This is a genomic window from Nocardia aurantia, from assembly GCF_009604425.1.
In the GTDB taxonomy this organism is placed as follows: domain Bacteria; phylum Actinomycetota; class Actinomycetes; order Mycobacteriales; family Mycobacteriaceae; genus Nocardia; species Nocardia aurantia.
In genome coordinates this window covers 202,906-220,482 of the sequence record NZ_WEGI01000005.1, presented here as the reverse complement: position 1 = coordinate 220,482, position 17,577 = coordinate 202,906, and the positions used below count along the sequence as shown (strand labels likewise).

Below are 17,577 nucleotides of genomic sequence, written 5' to 3'. Positions count from 1 at the left end.
TGCTGCAAACCGGCCTGGATAACGACGGTTAACCATCTGACCAGGCGATTTCTGATCCGGCAAAAGCCCGTGTTAGTGTTCTCCAGTCGCTCGGGCGAGTGGCGGAATGGCAGACGCGCTGGCTTCAGGTGCCAGTGTCCTTCGGGACGTGGGGGTTCAAGTCCCCCTTCGCCCACTGTAATGCAGTACGGTATCGGGCCGGTCATCGACATGTCGATGACCGGCCCGACGCGTTTCCGGATTGCGCGCGGCGACCCGGATCGCGGCGCGCCGGCCCGGAGACGACGCCGCGGGTCGGGATCCGCGGCGCCGGCCCGGCCGAATCCGGTCAGTCCTCCGGGGTCTGGGCCGACAACGGCAGCCCGGTGTGGAAGAACCGGATGAGCCGGCCGATCCGGACGCAGTGTTCCGCACAACGCTCGTAGTGGTGGACCAGGAGCGCGAGATCCACCGCCATGACGTGGCCGTGCGGCCAGTCCGGATCCGAGACCGATTGCAGCAGGCGCTGCCGGGCATCGGCCAGCGTGCGATCGGGCAGCACGGGTGGATCGTCCGCCGCCGGATTGTGCGCGGCGATGGCCCGCTGCGCGACCGCGGCGAGTTCGGCGGTGGCGTGCCCGATCTCGCCGAGCACGCTGATGATGTCCGCCGGCGCGACCGGCGCAGGATAGTGGTGCACCACGCGGTCCGCGATCCGGCTGGTGAGCCAGCTCATCTGGGCGAGATCGTCGCCGATCTGCATCGCGCTCACGACCTGCCGGAGATCGCGGGCGACGGGGGCTTCCAGCGCGAGCAGGATCACGGCCCGGTTCTCGCAGGCCCCGTGTCGTTGTCGGAGTTGTTCATCGATGGCGAAGACTTCGTACGCGGCGGTGAGGTTCGCCTCGGTCACCGCCACCGCGACTCGTTCGGTGGACTCCTGCGCCAGGCTCGCCAGCCCGGCGAGCTCCTCGGTGAGTGCCGCGAGCTCGGAGGAGAATTTCGTCCGCACACGGCTATCTTCACTGGTTGCCGCGTCAACCGCACAATTAATGAGAAACCGACCAGGGGGTTCCGTGGCCGAGGTGGGTCTCCGCGGGGGGAACTACCAGGTTGGTTCCGCCGGTGTGATCTTCGCCGCATTCATCCGCGTCGGACGGGTGCCGGGGTAACCGCCTCGGCCAGTTGCCGGGGCGGTCGAGCGAACATGGTGCGGCCCCCCGGCGGGTCGGAATAAACCGGTGATACTTCGAACCGTGATAATCACCTAACTTGCATCTTGAATCATTGGCTGTAAACAAACTTCGAGTCTGTTTCTTTCCTCGCAATCCGCCCGCCAACAGATGTACCTCGGGTTAACAGCCAGCGTATGGCCATGTTTTCGCGCATCGTGCGCGGTATCGAATCCGCTCGGCAAACTCGGTCGGTCGATGCGCGGAAAGCTCCCCGGTGATCGGATCCGGTGCGCCGGTGAGGGGCGTGTGATAGAGGCTTTCGAGCCTGTCCGGGGCCGAAAATCGGTTACTGAAAGTTTGCTGTAATCCCGACCGACCTGTCTCGTACCCCGTGTCCGGAAGGTCCGCCCCGGGTCTCGACCGGCGCGACGGTGGTTGCATCGCGATAACGATTGTGTAGAGTTGACGGTAACGCTGGCCGCAGCTGAGCTGGACTCGCTGCGGCCAGTGGCTCTCAAATCCGGACCCGGCCGAATCTGTCGAGGTGGTCCGAATCTTCTCTTCGAGGCCCTCGATCCGGGTCGTTCGATTTGTTCAGGCGGGTATGCGCCATTCGGTAGCTGACGTACCGGTCGCCCTCGATGTCTCCGATGCCGCCGCCGTGCGCCGCATCGCTTCCGCCTGCGCCGCCCACCGGCCCGGACCGAACACATAGACCAGGAATCCGACCTCGGCCAGGACGCCGATCCCGATCCGGATCGGGGCGGGCCAGCCGCTGGGGGTCACGAATCCCTCGATCAATCCCGATACCAGGAGCACGCCCGACAGCCCCAGCGCGATCGTGGCGGCGGCCCGGCCACGCCGGGCGAGCGCCCGGGCGCGGCTGTCCCGCCCCGGATCGATCAGGGTCCAGCCCAGTTGCAGGCCGGCGCCGCCCGCGACGAAGATCGCGGTCAGTTCCAGCATCCCGTGCGGCAGGATGAAGCCGAAGAACGCGTCCAGCCGCCCCGCCTCGGCCATCAGGCCGGCCGATACGCCCAGATTCAGCGCGTTCATGAACAGCATGTAGACCGCCGGGAGGATCAGCGCCCCGGTGAACAGCGCCCCCGCGGCCACCCAGGCGTTGTTCGTCCACACCTGCGCGGCGAACGCGTCGTGCGGATGCTCGGAGTAATAGGTCTCGAACCGGCCGCCGGGATCGGTCATGTCGCCGGTGTCGGAAGGGATCCCGAACGCCCGGCGGGCCGTCCCGGAGCCGGGCACCCAGATCGCGAGGCCGGCGGTCACCCCGAGAAAGACCGCGGCCACCCCCAGCCACCACCGGCGAGCGCGATACACCGCCGCCGGGAAGCGGTGCGTGACGAAGCGGGCGATCTCCGCCCAGGCGTCCGTCCGGCTGCCGAGGATCTGGGCCCGGGAGCGCGCCAGCACGGTACTCAGCCCTGCCAGCAGGCCCGCCTCCGGCGACTGCACCTGCAGCCGGGCCACCTGCTGGGAGGTACGCCGGTACAGCGCCACCAGCTCGTCGGATTCCGCGCCGGTCAGCCGCCGGCGGCGGGCCAGCTGATCGAGCCGCTCCCAGGCCCGTCGATGCGCGTAGGCGTACGCGTCCACATCCATCGATGGCCTCCCGTGCCGAATACCGGTCGGCCACCGCATCTCTCGAAGGGGGCCTCCCGAAAGGTTAATCTGTGGAGGCCATGGCTGTATTCACCACCGGCGAGGCCGTCGCCCTCGACCTGCCCATCGCCCGCATCCCCACCCGGGCCGTGGCTTTCGTGATCGACGTGCTGTTGCAACTGTTGTTCGGCTGGCTGCTCGTCATGGTCGCGCTGGCGGTGCTCGCCGGCGTCGATACCGATGGGGCGTGGTGGGATACGGCGTTCACGGTGATGTTCGTGGCCGTGCTGGCCGGTTATCCGATCGTCTGGGAAACGCTGCTGCGCGGCCGCACTCCCGGCAAGGCCGCGCTCGGCCTGCGGGTGGTGCGCGGCGACGGCGGGCCGATAGATTTCCGGCACGCGCTCACCCGCGGCCTGGCGGCGGTGATCATCGACTTCTGGGGATTCGGCGTCTTCGGCGCGATCGGCGTGCTCACCTCGCTGTGCTCGGCCCGGGCCCGGCGGGTCGGCGACGTCCTGGCCGGCACCGTGGTGGTCTACGACCGCAATCCGATTCCGTGGCCCAAGCTCGCCATCATGCCGCCCTGGCTGCAGGGCTGGGCGCAGCAGTTGGATCTGTCCGGGCTCACCGAGGATCTGGCGCTGCCCGCCCGGCACTATCTCACCCGCTACTTCGAACTCACCCCGGAGACCCAGCAGCAGCTGGGACGCGCGCTGGTGACGGCGGTGTGCCGGCGGATCCGGGCGGTCCCGCCGCCGGGAACCCCGCCGCTGCACATCCTCGGCGCGATCGTCTCGGAGCGGCAGCGTCGTACCCTGGGTGTGCCCGCGCAGCCGAATCTCATGCCGCTGGAACATGTCTCGTGGTAGTGGTCAGACCGCGCCGGACTGTTTGAGTTCCAGGTATTCGTCGCCGAGCAGGCCGGGCAGCCGGTCGGCGGTGGCCGCGATCACGCCGACTCCACGGCGGCGCAACGTTTCCCGGACGAGGGCCCGCTCGGCGAGGACGCTCTCCGCCGCCGCGGCGGTGAACACCTCCGCGGCGGTGGACCTGGCTCCGGCCGCGGCGGCCAGTTCGGCATCGGTCACCGAGACCAGCAGCACCCGGTGCCGCGCGGTGAGCACCGGCAGGACGGGCAGCAGGTTCTCCTCGACCAGTGCGCCGTCGAGACTGGTGAACCACACCACCAGGCTGCGGCGGCGGGCGTATCGGATCGCGGTGCGGACCAGGCCGCCGGTGTCGGTGTCCACCAGCGCGGGCACGACGCCGGACAGCGCGTGCATCAGCTTCGGTTGCACACCGCGCCCGGCGGCGTTGCGGACCTCGGCGCGCACCGAGCGGTCGTAGGCGATCAGGTCGACGGTGTCGCCGGCCGCGGCGGCCAGTCCGCCGAGCAGCAACGCCGCCTCGATGTTCGCGTCCAGCCGGGTGCCGTCCGTGCCGGTCGGCTCGAGCCGATAGCCGTACCCGTCGGCACGGCCCGCCGCCGGGTCGCCGGTACCGCCGGCGGAATCTCCTGTGCGGCCCTGCGCGGTGGTCTCCGCATGGCCTGACGCGGTGTTGCCTGTGCGGCTCGCCGCGGTGTCGTCTGCGCGGCCCGCCGCGGTGTTTTCCGCGCGGCCCGCCGCGGTCCCGTTCCGCGTGGTGTTCCCGGCGAACCCCTCCGCCGTGCCAGGAGAGTGACCTGATCCGGTGCCGCCGACCCGGCCCGCCGGGTGGCTGCCCGTGCGGACCGTCGGAGTGCCGTTCACCCGGCCCGCGGACGCCCGGCCGGTGTCCAGCACCATCAGCACGTGCCGGTTGCGTTCCGGGCGCCAGGTGCGGACCAGCACGTCGGCCGCGCGGGCGGTGGCCCGCCAGTCGATGGCCCGGACGTCGTCGCCCGCGACATATTCCCGGAACGAATCGAATTCGGAACCCTGGCCGCGCATGTTGACCACGTTGCGGCCCTCCAGGTGCTGCACCTGCTTCACCTTCGAGACCAGGATCCGCTCGCTGCGGAACGGGGGCAGGGCCCGCACCCGGGCCGGGACCGTGCGGCGCACCTGCCGACCGGCCAGGCCCAGCGGGCCGATCAGCCGCAGTGTGATCGGGCCGGCCACCCGGTCGCCACGCTGGGCGGGGGTCAGCCGGGTGGTGATCCGGACCTTCGTGTTCGGAGGTAGTCGCAGCCGGTGCGCCGCCACGGGACGCGCGTGCGCGCCGGCCGGCCAGTCGTCCCACAGTCGGCCGCGGATCGTGCGAGCGCCGGTGTTGACGACCGTCACGGTCACCTCGGTCTCCCGACCGGCCCGGACCACCGTCAGCGCCGGCCGGGACAGCTCCAATTGCGCCGCCCGGCCCGCGGTCAGCGCGTCGGCGGCGATCAGGGCGAGCAGGAGGGCGGTCGCCACCAGCACCCCGGCCGGGGACGGCGCGGCGAGCATGACGATCAGCGCGGCCGCGGCCGCCAGCGCGGCCGTCCGGCCCGTCACCACCATCGCTACACCGGAACCGGAACCGACAGCAGCAGCCCGGACAGCACGCTCTCGGCGGTCACCCCGTCGAGCTGCGCCTCCGGCCGCAGTTGCAGCCGGTGCCGCAGCACCGTCATCGCGACGGCCTTCACGTCGTCGGGCGTGACGAAGCCGCGGCCGGTGAGCCAGGCGTAGGACCGGGCGGCCGCCAGCAGCGCGGTGGCGCCGCGGGTGGAGGCGCCGTGCTGCACCGCCGGGGAGGTGCGGGTGGCGCGGCACAGGTCGACGATGTACGCGAGCACCTCCGGGCCGATCGTCACCGCGCCGATCGCCGCGCGGGCCGCCGCGAGATGGGCGGCGCCGGCCACCGGGCGCAGACCCGCCGCGGTCAGGTCGCGCGGGTCGAATCCGGCCGCGTGCCGGCGCAACACGTGGAACTCCGCGTCCCGGTCGGGCAGGGTGACGTCGACCTTGAACAGGAACCGGTCCAACTGCGCCTCGGGCAGCGGATAGGTGCCCTCCTGCTCGATCGGATTCTGGGTGGCGACGACCACGAACGGATCGGGCAGCGGCCGCGGCTGCCCGTCGACCGACACCTGACGCTCCTCCATCGACTCCAGCAGGGCCGACTGGGTCTTCGGCGGGGTGCGGTTGATCTCGTCGGCGAGCAGCAGATTCGTGAACACCGGGCCGTGCCGGAAGGTGAACTCGGCCGACCGCGGATCGTAGATCTGCGATCCGGTCACGTCACCAGGCATCAGATCGGGCGTGAACTGCACCCGGGCATGGTCGAGATCCAGGGCCGCCGCGAGCGCGCGGACCAGCAGCGTCTTGGCCACGCCGGGCACACCCTCGAGCAGGACGTGGCCGCGGCACAGCAGGGCGAGCACCAGGTACAGCACGGCCGGATCGTTGCCGACCACGGCCTTCCCGATCTCCCCGCGCAGCGCGCCGAGCGCGTGGCGGGCCTCGTCGGCGGTCGGCGCGGCGGTTGCCGTGGCCGGGGCGTCCAGCCGCGTCGTGGCGTCGTCGGCGCGCCCTCCATGGTCGGTCGGCGGGGTATGCGTCAGATCAGTCATCTCGGCCTTTTCGGCTTCGGCGGCCGCCGCGTCTCCGGCGGTTCCGGTGGTGTCGGGTACGGCGGTGTGGTCGGGCGTGGGTTCGTGTTCCGGGGCTGCGGTGTTACCGGGGGCAGCGCCGTGGCCGCCGGGTGTGGCGAGCGGTCGTGGTGCGGCCGGATGATCGGGCGGCGCCGGATCCGTCATATCGCCTCCGTCGCCGGGCGGGCCGGGTCGCGCCGCACAGGATTCGCGCGGTGGTCCCGGTTCCGGTCCAGTTCCGTCTCGATGACGAGCAGGTGGCCGGCCACCGCGGTGAGCGTTGCGGTATCGGGGACCGGACCGAACAGGGTCGCGCCGAGATGGGTCGGCGAAAGGCCGGTGCGGCGGGCGATCGCGTCGATCACCCGCGGGGGCGGGGCACCGGCGGGGAGGTCGAGGGTGGGCCGGATGCGACGGAGGGTGGCGGCCCGCAGGATCGCCGCCACATGATCGGGATCGTTCGCGCGGCGGTAGAGCGCGGCATGTCCGGCCAGCAGTTCATGGGCCGGCGCCTCCACCGGGAGTGGCTCGCCGACCAGCGCGCCGCGGCGCCGGGCCCGCCACCAGACCACGACGGCGGCGCAGAGCAGCCATTGCAGTCCACCGAAGGCGATCCAGGGCGGCCAGCGGCCGAAGATCGAGTCGTCGCCCGCGCCCCAGTCGTGGTCCCGGGGCGGCGGTGTCGGTTTCGGGGTCGGTGAGGTCGGCGGGGGGTGCGGCGCCGGGTCGGGTACCGGTGGGGCGTGTGGCGCGCCGGCCAGCCGGATCAGCAACAGCACCACGAGGGCGGCCAGCACGACCGCCAGCAGGGTCAGCCAGAACCGGCGGCTCCCGGGGAGAGCGGGCAGGGTGCGCCGGGCGCGGCGCGGGCGGTCGCCGGGAGCGGCGAGTTCCGCGGGTTCCGGTGGTGGCGGTGGGGCCTGGGAGAAGCGGTCCGATTCGGCCAGGCGCCGGTACTCGTCGGGCGTCGCGGTGCGGCCGCCGTAGACGACCTCGTCGAAACTGGCGGCGGCATCGGACAATTCGACCAGGCGTGCGGCGTCCGCGGCGGTCTCGCGGGCGGTCCGGGAGCGCCGCACCGGCAGGGCGCCACCCTGTTCCAGCCCGCGCAGCACCGCCCGGAACCGTTCGCGCAGTGCGACATCGAAATCCTGCCGCGCGGCCGCGGTGTCGGCGGCGGCGCGATGGGCGCCCGCCGGTCCCAGACCGGCCGGTGGTGGTACCCGATCCGGATCGGTCACCGGGCCTCCTCGGGGACGGGCAGCCGGACGTCCCAGGCCTCGCGGCGGCAGCGCCGATCGATGTAGGCCGTGACCCGGGCGGCGGATTCCACCAGTTCGGTGAAGGTGAACGCCACCAGGGCCGTGGCGACCCCCAGCCCGATCATCGGCCAGAGGTGGGTGCCGGATATCTGCGAGACGAACAACATCAGCCCGAGCAGCGGCGGCACCAGCAGCAGCGACACCAGGCGCAGCGTCCAGGACAGCCTGGCCAGCCGCCACTCCGACCCGATCGCCAGCGTCCGGGCCCGCCGGGCCGCGACCCCGGCCGGGACCCGCTCCTCGAACAGCACCGGTACCGAGGCGAATTGGCGGCCGCGCAACCAGCCCAGCAGCAACAGCGCCGGCGGCAGGGTGATCAGCAGTGGGATCCCCAGCGCGAGTACGCCGAGACCCACCAGGGTGTACCGGATCTGCAGGATCAGCAGCCCACCGAGATTTCGGCCGAACTCGGCCAGCGCGGTCCGGGCGCCGATCGGCCGCCGCCGGACCCGCGCCAGCCCGATCGGCACGGTGACCCCGCGCACCACGAATCGCAGTGCGCCGCCGCACAATACGGTGGCGATGATCGCCGTCCAGGCGATGCCGGCGTCGGAGCCTCCGGTGGCGGCCGATATCGCCGCGGTGATCGCCAGCACGACGCCCTCGGCGACGGCGAAGCCGATACCGCACACCGCGCCCAGCGTCGCGATCTGCGGCTGGATCAGTGCGAAGGGTAGATCGAGCAGTTCTCGGAAGCCCAAGGGACGCAGTGGAATCGCTTCGGGCGCGTCGAGCCCCGCATCCGCCGGATCGAGCCGTGCGGCACCACTCACCGGATCGGGCGACAGACCGGCCCCCGCGGCCTCGCCTGGAAACACGCGCCCGAGTCTATCCGGATCGGGCGACATCCGGCTCGATCCGGCGCGGTGATCGGCGCCGGAACCGGTCAGGAGCGACCGAATTCGGCCGCCATCGGGGAATTTTCGTGTTCTACGTGAAACATCGCCCGTACGAACCACTTCCGGAAGTGATCCGGGTCACCGGCCGGGGAGTTCCTGCGGACCATCGGATTCCGATCGCCCGCCCGCCCGGGGGAGCCGGTGATCGGCCTTCGCGGTCCCGGCCGGATCCAGGTACGCGGGATCGTCGAGATCGATGATCGGATGCTCGGTGGCCGGCGCGGCCGCGGCGGCCGAGCCGCCGAACTCCTGCGTCTCCACGGTGACCCGGCGGGTGCGGCGGAGGGTGAAGGTGATCTCCTCGGCCTCCACGAAGACCTGGCGCACGGTGCGCAGCGGGGCGGTGGCGGTGCCGACCGCGGTGTCGACGGCCTGGGCGACGAAGCCGGGTACCAGCGGCCGGATCAGGCGCGCGGCCGCGCCGGTGAACGGGATGGCGCCGAGCAGGGGGAGTTCCAGGTCGCCGCCGGTGGTGGTCGCGGGGATCGGTCGCTGCGGTGGGGTCACGCTGTGCTCCTCGTCGGTGCGGGCGTCCGGATGCGGTGCGGGGGCGTCGAGCGCGGCGACTCCACCGCGCGGCTGTTCGATACCGCCGCGCCGCGGCTGGGTGATACCGCCGCGCCGCGGCTGGGTGATACCGCCGCGCCGCGGCTGTTCGATACCGATCTCGAGGCCGCCGAGCGCCGCGACCACCCGGCGGCGTTGCCGCTCGCGGTCGATCGCCATATCGGCCTCCGCGGCGGCCCGTGCCGCGTCCGATTCCTGTTCGACGCGCAGTCGTTCGGCGGCGGCGAGGGCCTCGGATCGGGCGATGGCAAGGGTCGTGGCCGCCTCCTGCTCGGCTCGGGCGACCACGGTCCGGGCGGCGATCCGCCGATCGAGCGAGGTCTCGCCGCGCCACCAGCGCAGCGACAGCGGCAGCAGGGCCACGAGCACCGCGACGGCGGCGGCGACCAGCCGCAGCAGCAGGGCGCCGGGATGTGCGGCGGTCTCGGCGTTCATCGCCACCCAGCGGGCGCCCAGTCCGTGCCCGGATCCGGCCGTGGCATCGGCGCGGGCCCGGGCCACGGCCTTGTCCGCATCGGTCACTCGCTGGTCCAGCGCGGGAATCCGGGCCTGCGCGGCGGCCAACCGGCCGCGGGCGTCGTCGAGCATGGCGTCGGCGGTGCGTTCCTCCGGGCCGTAGCCGGGCACGCCGGTGATCATCGTCTGCGGGCATTCCGGCGTCGGGTGATATTCGCAACGCGCGACGATCAACGCCTGATCGATATCGGCGCGGGCCTGGACCAGGGTGCGGTCGAGCGCGGTCCGGTCGGCGTGGGCGGCCTCGGCGGCGGCGCGGGCGGTGACCACCGCGGGGGCGGACTCGGCGGACTGCCGGGCCTGGTCGTCGAGCCGTCGGCCGATCGCGGCGCCGAGCAGGACCGTGCTCGCCAGTTCGGCGACGACCAGCCCGGCGAGCACGGCCGCCACGACCCGGGTGATCCGCTCGCCCCGGGCGCCGTCGGCCCGCGCCGACTGCGAGGCCGTGACCAGCGTGCGGGCCAGCCCGCCGAACAGCAGCGCCGTCCCGGCGGCGCCGGCGGTGACCGCGAGCGGCGACCAGTCGGCGGCGGCGCCGGCCAGACCGGTGACCGTCCCCGCCGCGGCGGCGACCACGATCACGATCGCGCCCGACACCGTGTAACCGGACCGTTCGTACCGGTCGTCGAGGTCGGAGCCGGCGCCACCGAGCCAGGTGAGTGCGGCGGTCATGGATTCACAGCCTCTCCGGTCCCGATGGGCTCATCGCACAGGCACCGCACCGGCCGGTCGGCGGACCACCGGGGCCGGACTGGGCACGGGCAGGCGACGGTTCGGCTTCAGCGTGGCAGGCCGAGGGCGACCGTACCGCGCGTCGCGGCCAGGATGTGGTTATCGTCACAAGCCGAGCCGCTTACGTGACGGGGTGTGACGCATTGCACAGTAACACCCGGCAACCCCTGCTATCGGTTGCCATGAGTTAGCCATATGAGGGCCATATAGAACCATTCCGTACGGTCGGAACATATGCTGGGCATGTCGTCCGCGTATCGGCAATGTCACCATCAGGTGTCCGGAAAGTTAGCCGTACCGGTCGGTGGTTTGTCGGGCCCGGCCCGGGGGAATTCTGCTTCGGTGCAGGTGGAAGGCATGTCGCGAGCATGCGGGAGCTGCGGCGACCGAGGCGGCCCGGCGTCGCTCGCAGTGGCGAAGCCGACTGAGGCGATCCGCGTTGCCTGCTTTACACTGGAGAACGCGCAGGCAGTGGAGGACCGATGAAGAAGCCCAGGTAGACGAGGTAATTAGCGCAACCTTAGTTGGTTGCGCCCCGGTCCTGACTTATCGTTTGCTCTGACGTCGGTACTGAATGTCCGACTGCATCACCCGGATCGTGCCGGCCCCTCGCGGTCGGCGGATACACGCTATCCCTACCGGGAGGGAACGGCGCGGTTGTGGCGGAGACGCAGTGTCCCGCTACCACCGAGCACCCGACGACGACATCCGGAGCGGGTGGACAACTGGAAAGTTGACTGCAGGGAAGACCATCAGCGCCGCTGGTCTGGAGAAATGTCCGTCCGGATGCAGTCTAGACGGAGGCGTTCGGCGAAGGCCGCATTCATCGAAGGCCTGATTTTTTTGAAGGCAGAGGGCATGACGCAACTTCCTGGCCATAGGTCACCTGGCCCCGTCGGTCTCTATGACCCGGCGTACGAACACGACGCCTGTGGTGTCGCGTTCGTCGTCGACATGCACGGCCGTCGCAGTCGCGACATCGTCGACAAGGCGATCACGGCGCTGCTGAACCTGGAGCACCGCGGCGCCGCCGGCGCCGAGCCCAACTCCGGCGACGGTGCCGGCATTCTCATCCAGCTCCCGGACAAGTTCTTCCGGGCCGTCCTGGCCGAGGAAGGAGCCGGCTTCGAGCTGCCGCCGGCCGGTTCCTATGCCACCGGTATCGCCTTCCTTCCGCAGGCCCGTCGCGAGGCCGCCCGTGCCTGCTACGGCGTGGAGAAGATCGTCAAGGAAGAGGGCCTGGCCGTGCTGGGCTGGCGCGAGGTGCCCATCGACGAATCGTCGCTGGGTGCGCTGGCGCGCGACGCCATGCCGTCCTTCCGTCAGTTGTTCATCGCCTCCCCGGCCGACGGCGCCGAGCAGTTGTCCGGCCTCGATCTGGAGCGCCGCGCCTACGTCGTCCGGAAGCGGATCGAGCATGAACTGGGCCGTTCCGGCGCCGGTGAGGGCGTCGGCAAGGAGACGGTGTACTTCCCGAGCCTGTCCGGCGAGACCTTCGTCTACAAGGGCATGTTCACCACCCCGCAGCTGCGGGCGTTCTATCTGGACCTGCAGGACGACCGCGTCGAGTCGGCGCTGGGCGTGGTGCACTCCCGTTTCTCCACCAACACCTTCCCGTCCTGGCCGCTCGCGCACCCGTACCGCCGGGTCGCGCACAACGGTGAGATCAACACCGTCACCGGCAACGAGAATTGGATGCGCGCCCGCGAGGCGCTGCTGAACTCCGACGTGTTCGGCGCCGATCAGTCGGGCCGCAACCGGCTGGAGAAGATCTTCCCGGTCTGCACCAAGGGCGCCAGCGACACCGCTCGCTTCGACGAGGTGCTGGAACTGCTGCATCTCGGCGGCCGCAGCCTGCCGCACGCGGTGCTGATGATGATCCCCGAGGCGTGGGAACGGCACGAGTCGATGGACCCGGCCCGCCGCGCCTTCTACCGCTACCACTCGATGCTGATGGAGCCGTGGGACGGCCCGGCCTCGGTGGTGTTCACCGACGGCACGGTCGTCGGCGCGGTGCTCGACCGCAACGGCCTGCGCCCGTCCCGCATCTGGGTCACCGACGACGGCCTGGTCGTGATGGCCTCCGAGGTCGGCGTGCTGGACATCGATCCGGCCCGGGTGGTCCGCAAGGCCCGCCTGCAGCCGGGCCGGATGTTCCTGGTCGACACCTCGCAGGGCCGCATCATCGGCGACGACGAGATCAAGTCGGAGCTGGCCGCGGCCGAGCCGTACCAGCAGTGGCTGGACGAGGGCGTCGTCAAGCTCGCCGACCTGCCCGATCGTCCGCACGTGCACATGCCGCACGACCGGGTGCGGATTCGGCAGCAGATCTTCGGCTACACCACCGAGGATCTGAACATCCTGGTTTCGCCGATGGCCACGACCGGCGCCGAGGCGCTCGGCTCGATGGGCACCGACACCCCGATCGCGGTGCTGTCGGCCCGGCCGCGGCTGCTGTTCGACTACTTCTCGCAGCTGTTCGCCCAGGTCACCAACCCGCCGCTGGACGCGATCCGGGAGGAGGTGGTGACCAGCCTGCGCGGCACCATCGGTCCCGAGGCCGACCTGCTGCATCCCGGCCCGGAGTCCTGTCGGCAGATCACCACCACCCAGCCGATCCTCGACAACGACGAGTTGTCGAAGCTGATCCACATCAACGACGACGGCAGCCGGCCGAACCTGCGTTCGGTGGTCGTGCACGGCCTGTACCCGGTCCGCAAGGGCGGCAAGGGTCTGCGCAAGGCGCTGGAGGCGGTCAACACCCAGGTGTCGGCGGCCATCGAGGGCGGCGCGCGGATCATCATCCTGTCCGACCGGGAGTCCAACGAGAAGCTGGCGCCGATCCCGTCGCTGCTGCTCACCGCGTCGGTGCACCATCATCTCGTGCGGGACCGCACCCGGACCCAGGTCGGCCTGGTGGTCGAGGCCGGTGACGCCCGCGAGGTGCACCACATGGCCCTGCTGAACGGTTTCGGCGCGGCCGCGGTGAATCCGTACATGGTCTTCGAGTCGATCGAGGACATGCTCGAGCGTGGCGCGCTGTCGCTGGGCCAGGGCAGCCTGTCGGCCGATTACCACAAGGCGGTCGCCAACTACACCAAGGCCGCGAGCAAGGGCGTGCTGAAGGTGATGTCCAAGATGGGCATCTCCACCATCGCCTCCTATCGCGGCGCGCAGCTGTTCCAGGTCGTGGGCCTGTCCCAGGAGCTGGTCGACCGGTACTTCACCGGTCTGCTCTCGCCGCTGGACGGCATCGGGCTGGACGACATCGCCACCGACGTGGCCGCCCGGCACAACCTCGCCTACCTGGAGAACCACAACGAGCGCGCGCACCGCGAGCTCGAGGTCGGCGGCGAGTACCAGTGGCGGCGCGAGGGCGAGTACCACCTGTTCAACCCGGACACGGTGTTCAAGCTGCAGCATGCCACCCGCAGCGGTCAGTACCGGATCTTCAAGGAGTACACCAAGCTCGTCGACGACCAGTCCGAGCGGCTGGCCTCGCTGCGCGGTCTGTTCGCCTTCCGGACCGGTGACCGCCGGCCGATCCCGATCGACGAGGTCGAGCCCGCCACCGAGATCGTGAAGCGGTTCTCCACCGGCGCGATGAGCTACGGCTCGATCTCCTCGGAGGCGCACGAGACCCTCGCCATCGCGATGAACCGGCTCGGCGGCCGCTCCAACTCCGGTGAGGGCGGCGAACATCCGGCCCGCTTCGAGGTCGAGGAGAACGGCGACTGGCGGCGCAGCGCGGTCAAGCAGGTGGCCTCCGGCCGCTTCGGCGTGACCGCGCACTACCTGACCAACTGCACCGATATCCAGATCAAGATGGCCCAGGGCGCCAAGCCCGGTGAGGGCGGTCAGTTGCCGGCCCACAAGGTCTACCCGTGGGTGGCCGAGGTGCGGCACTCGACGCCGGGCGTCGGCCTGATCTCGCCGCCGCCGCATCACGACATCTACTCGATCGAGGATCTCGCACAGCTGATCCACGACCTGAAGAACGCGAACCCGCAGGCGCGGATTCACGTGAAACTTGTCGCGGAGCCGGGCGTCGGCACCGTCGCCGCGGGCGTCTCCAAGGCGCACGCCGACGTCGTGCTGATCTCCGGTCACGACGGCGGCACCGGCGCCTCACCGCTGACCTCGCTGAAGCACGCGGGCGGTCCCTGGGAGCTCGGCCTCGCCGAGACCCAGCAGACGCTGCTGCTCAACGGGTTGCGCGATCGCATCGTGGTGCAGGTCGACGGTCAGATGAAGACCGGCCGCGACGTGGTCATCGCCGCGCTGCTCGGCGCCGAGGAGTACGGCTTCGCGACCGCGCCGCTGGTGGTCTCCGGCTGCATCATGATGCGGGTCTGCCACCTGGACACCTGCCCGGTGGGTGTGGCCACGCAGAATCCGGTGCTACGGCAGCGGTTCACGGGCAAGCCGGAGTTCGTCGAGAACTTCATGCTGTTCATCGCGGAAGAGGTGCGCGAGCACCTGGCCGCGCTGGGCCTGCGCACGCTGGACGAGGCGATCGGCCGGGTCGAACTGCTCGACACCTCCCGGGCCAAGGAGCACTGGAAGGCGAGCAAGCTCGACCTCTCGCCGATCCTGCACGAGACCGAGACGGCGTTCATGTACCAGGACCGCCGCAACACCAAGGCCCAGGACCACGGTCTGGACAAGGCGCTGGACAACCAGCTCATCGCCCAGGCCGCCGATGCCCTGGAGCGCGGCAAGCCGGTGAAGTTCGATACCAAGATCACGAACGTGAACCGGACCGTCGGCACCATGCTCGGCCACGAGGTGACCAAGCTCTACGGTGGCGCGGGCCTGCCCGACAACACCATCGACATCACCTTCACCGGATCCGCGGGCAACAGCTTCGGCGCGTTCGTCCCGGCGGGTATCACCCTGCGGGTGCTCGGTGACGCCAACGACTATGTCGGCAAGGGACTTTCGGGTGGCCACCTGGTAGTGCGGCCGTCGCTGAACGCCCCGGCGGATTTCGTCGCCGAGGACAACATCATCGCGGGCAACGTGATCCTGTTCGGCGCGACCAGCGGTGCGGCGTTCATCCGCGGCGTGGTCGGCGAGCGGTTCGCCGTACGCAACTCGGGCGCCACCGCGGTGGTCGAGGGTGTGGGCGACCACGCCTGCGAGTACATGACCGGTGGCCGGGTGGTGGTGCTCGGTGCGACCGGGCGCAACTTCGGTGCCGGTATGTCCGGCGGCGTGGCCTACGTCTACAACCCCGAGGGCACCTTCGCCACGAACATCTCGGCGGAGCAGACGGATGCGATCGAGCCGCTGTCCGGTGACGACTTCACCTGGCTGCACGACATCGTCACCCGTCACCGTGACGAAACGGGCTCGGCGGTGGCCGAGGGCATTCTCGGCGACTGGTCGCAACAGGTGAACCACTTCGTCAAGGTCATGCCGCGCGATTACAAGAAGGTTCTGCTCGCTATCTCCGAGGCTGAGAAGAACGGTCGGGACGTGGAGGAAGCGATCATGGAGGCTGCACGTGGCTGACGCACAGGGATTCCTGAAGCACACGAGCCGGGAACTGCCGAAGCGCCGTCCGGTGCCGCTTCGCCTGCTGGACTGGAAAGAGGTCTACGAGGACAAGTTCTCGCACGACACGCTGTCGACCCAGGCCAGCCGCTGCATGGATTGCGGTATCCCGTTCTGCCACAACGGTTGCCCGCTGGGCAACCTGATTCCCGAGTGGAACGACCTGGTGTACAAGGGCCGGTGGCGCGACGGTATCGATCGCCTGCACGCCACCAACAACTTCCCGGAGTTCACCGGGCGGTTGTGCCCGGCGCCGTGCGAGGCGTCGTGCGTGCTCGGCATCAACCAGGATCCGGTGACCATCAAGCAGGTCGAGGTCGAGCTCATCGAGAACGCCTTCGACGAGGGCTGGGTGCAGCCGGTCTACCCGACGCGACTGACCGGTAAGCGGGTCGCGGTCGTGGGTTCCGGCCCCGCCGGCCTGGCCGCCGCGCAGCAGCTGACCCGGGCCGGCCACACGGTCACGGTGTTCGAGCGCGACGACCGCATCGGCGGCCTGATGCGGTACGGCATCCCGGAATTCAAGATGGAGAAGCGGTTCATCGACCGCCGGATCGCGCAGATGGAGGCCGAGGGCACCATCTTCAAGACCGGGGTGAACGTGGGCGTCGACATCACCGCGGCCCAGCTGCGGGAGCGGTACGACGCGGTGGTGCTGGCCGGTGGCTCGACGATCGCTCGCGATCTGCCGGTGCCGGGCCGGGATCTCGACGGCGTGCACCAGGCGATGGAATTCCTGCCGCAGGCCAACCGGGTTCAACTCGGCGACGACATCGCCGACGCGGACGGGCTGCCGCCCATTCACGCCAAGGGCAAGAAGGTCGTGATCATCGGCGGTGGCGACACCGGCGCGGACTGCCTGGGCACCTCGCACCGGCAGGGCGCCGAGAGCGTGCACCAGTTCGAGATCATGCCGCGGCCGCCGGCCGCGCGGGCCGATTCCACCCCGTGGCCGACCTACCCGCTGATGTACCGGGTGTCCTCGGCACACGAAGAGGGCGGTGAGCGCGTCTACTCGGTCAACACCGAGCGGTTCGTCGGCGCGGACGGCAAGGTCACCGGGCTGCAGGCGCACGAAGTGACCATGGTCAACGGCCGCTTCGAGAAGGTCGAGGGTACCGACTTCACCCTCGAGGCCGATCTGGTGCTGCTGGCGATGGGCTTCGTCGGCCCGCAGAAGCCGGGCCTGCTCCAGGATCTGGGCATCGGCTACGACCAGCGCGGCAACGTCATGCGCGACAGCAACTGGCAGACAACGGTTCCCGGCGTGTTCGTGGCCGGTGACATGGGTCGCGGCCAGTCGCTGATCGTGTGGGCCATCGCCGAGGGCCGTTCCGCCGCCGCCGCGACGGATCGGTACCTGGAGGGCGAGAGCGCGCTGCCCGCGCCGATCACGCCCACCGCCGTCGCGCAGCGATAGTCGGGCACCGTCGCCGCGGTAAAGCGATAGTCGGGCACCGTCGCAGCGGTAAAGCGATAGTCGGGCACCGTCGCAGCGGTAATCGGCACCGTCGCGGCGCGATAGTCCGGTACCGTCGCGCAGCGACTATCCGGCAACCGCCGCCGAGCTGGGCCGGGCAATGTTGCCCGGCGATAACCGAATACCGTCGCACCGCGACGACTCGGCGCTCGCGGTTGCCGATCACAGC

The 17,577-nt window shown here is 70.5% G+C and carries 10 protein-coding genes and 1 tRNA gene; 4 read left to right on the top strand and 7 right to left on the bottom strand.

What is annotated here, in order from left to right:
- Window positions 1-92 precede the first annotated feature (92 nt).
- Window positions 93-175, top strand: a tRNA-Leu gene (locus NRB56_RS12745).
- Between the two features lie 153 nt (window positions 176-328).
- On the opposite strand, the gene NRB56_RS12740 is transcribed toward NRB56_RS12745, so the two are convergent.
- A complete protein-coding gene (locus tag NRB56_RS12740; RefSeq protein ID WP_319942917.1) occupies window positions 329-991 on the bottom strand; it encodes a phosphate signaling complex PhoU family protein in 663 nt (220 codons plus the stop codon).
- Between the two features lie 757 nt (window positions 992-1,748).
- Complete coding sequence (locus NRB56_RS12735; protein ID WP_227837613.1) at window positions 1,749-2,774, bottom strand: stage II sporulation protein M; 1,026 nt, start codon at window positions 2,772-2,774, stop codon at window positions 1,749-1,751.
- 80 nt (window positions 2,775-2,854) lie between these two features.
- Here NRB56_RS12735 and NRB56_RS12730 point away from each other — a divergent pair, with 80 nt between their 5' ends.
- Window positions 2,855-3,646 carry an RDD family protein gene (locus NRB56_RS12730; protein WP_153341668.1) on the top strand — a complete coding sequence of 264 codons (792 nt, stop codon included), beginning with the start codon at window positions 2,855-2,857 and terminating at the stop codon, window positions 3,644-3,646.
- A 3-nt stretch (window positions 3,647-3,649) separates the two neighbouring features.
- Here NRB56_RS12730 and NRB56_RS12725 read toward each other — a convergent pair whose 3' ends face one another.
- The 5 genes from NRB56_RS12725 to NRB56_RS12705 form a co-directional block, all read right to left on the bottom strand.
- Window positions 3,650-5,257: a DUF58 domain-containing protein gene (locus tag NRB56_RS12725; protein ID WP_153341666.1), complete on the bottom strand. Its 1,608-nt coding sequence runs from the start codon at window positions 5,255-5,257 to the stop codon at window positions 3,650-3,652.
- A gap of 2 nt (window positions 5,258-5,259) precedes the next feature.
- Complete coding sequence (locus NRB56_RS12720) at window positions 5,260-6,312, bottom strand: AAA family ATPase (protein ID WP_153342143.1); 1,053 nt, start codon at window positions 6,310-6,312, stop codon at window positions 5,260-5,262.
- A 182-nt stretch (window positions 6,313-6,494) separates the two neighbouring features.
- Window positions 6,495-7,574 carry a DUF4129 domain-containing protein gene (locus NRB56_RS12715; protein WP_319942916.1) on the bottom strand — a complete coding sequence of 360 codons (1,080 nt, stop codon included), beginning with the start codon at window positions 7,572-7,574 and terminating at the stop codon, window positions 6,495-6,497.
- Complete coding sequence (locus NRB56_RS12710) at window positions 7,571-8,473, bottom strand: hypothetical protein (protein WP_153341664.1); 903 nt, start codon at window positions 8,471-8,473, stop codon at window positions 7,571-7,573. Before NRB56_RS12710 ends, NRB56_RS12715 begins: the two co-directional genes overlap by 4 nt.
- A 159-nt stretch (window positions 8,474-8,632) precedes the next feature.
- Entirely contained in the window at window positions 8,633-10,309 is a 1,677-nt protein-coding gene (locus NRB56_RS12705; protein ID WP_153341661.1) for a DUF4407 domain-containing protein, read from the bottom strand.
- 918 nt (window positions 10,310-11,227) lie between these two features.
- Between NRB56_RS12705 and gltB the strand changes: the two genes are divergently transcribed.
- Together gltB and NRB56_RS12695 are read left to right on the top strand one after the other, a co-directional pair.
- Entirely contained in the window at window positions 11,228-15,886 is a 4,659-nt protein-coding gene (gene gltB, locus NRB56_RS12700; protein WP_153341659.1) for a glutamate synthase large subunit, read from the top strand.
- The gene (locus NRB56_RS12695) at window positions 15,879-17,348 is read left to right on the top strand and encodes a glutamate synthase subunit beta (RefSeq protein WP_319942915.1); all 1,470 of its coding nucleotides are present in this window, start codon (window positions 15,879-15,881) and stop codon (window positions 17,346-17,348) included. The genes gltB and NRB56_RS12695 overlap by 8 nt, the downstream gene beginning before the upstream one ends.
- The last annotated feature ends 229 nt before the right edge of the window (window positions 17,349-17,577 follow it).

What these genes read in the sequence shown, in the direction of transcription:
- NRB56_RS12735 (WP_227837613.1), bottom strand. Translation starts at nt 2,774, where the DNA reads ATGGATGTGGACGCGTACGCCTACGCGCATCGACGGGCCTGGGAGCGG.
- NRB56_RS12730 (WP_153341668.1), top strand. Translation starts at nt 2,855, where the DNA reads ATGGCTGTATTCACCACCGGCGAGGCCGTCGCCCTCGACCTGCCCATC.
- NRB56_RS12725 (WP_153341666.1), bottom strand. Translation starts at nt 5,257, where the DNA reads ATGGTGGTGACGGGCCGGACGGCCGCGCTGGCGGCCGCGGCCGCGCTG.
- NRB56_RS12720 (WP_153342143.1), bottom strand. Translation starts at nt 6,312, where the DNA reads ATGACTGATCTGACGCATACCCCGCCGACCGACCATGGAGGGCGCGCC.
- NRB56_RS12705 (WP_153341661.1), bottom strand. Translation starts at nt 10,309, where the DNA reads ATGACCGCCGCACTCACCTGGCTCGGTGGCGCCGGCTCCGACCTCGAC.
- gltB (WP_153341659.1), top strand. Translation starts at nt 11,228, where the DNA reads ATGACGCAACTTCCTGGCCATAGGTCACCTGGCCCCGTCGGTCTCTAT.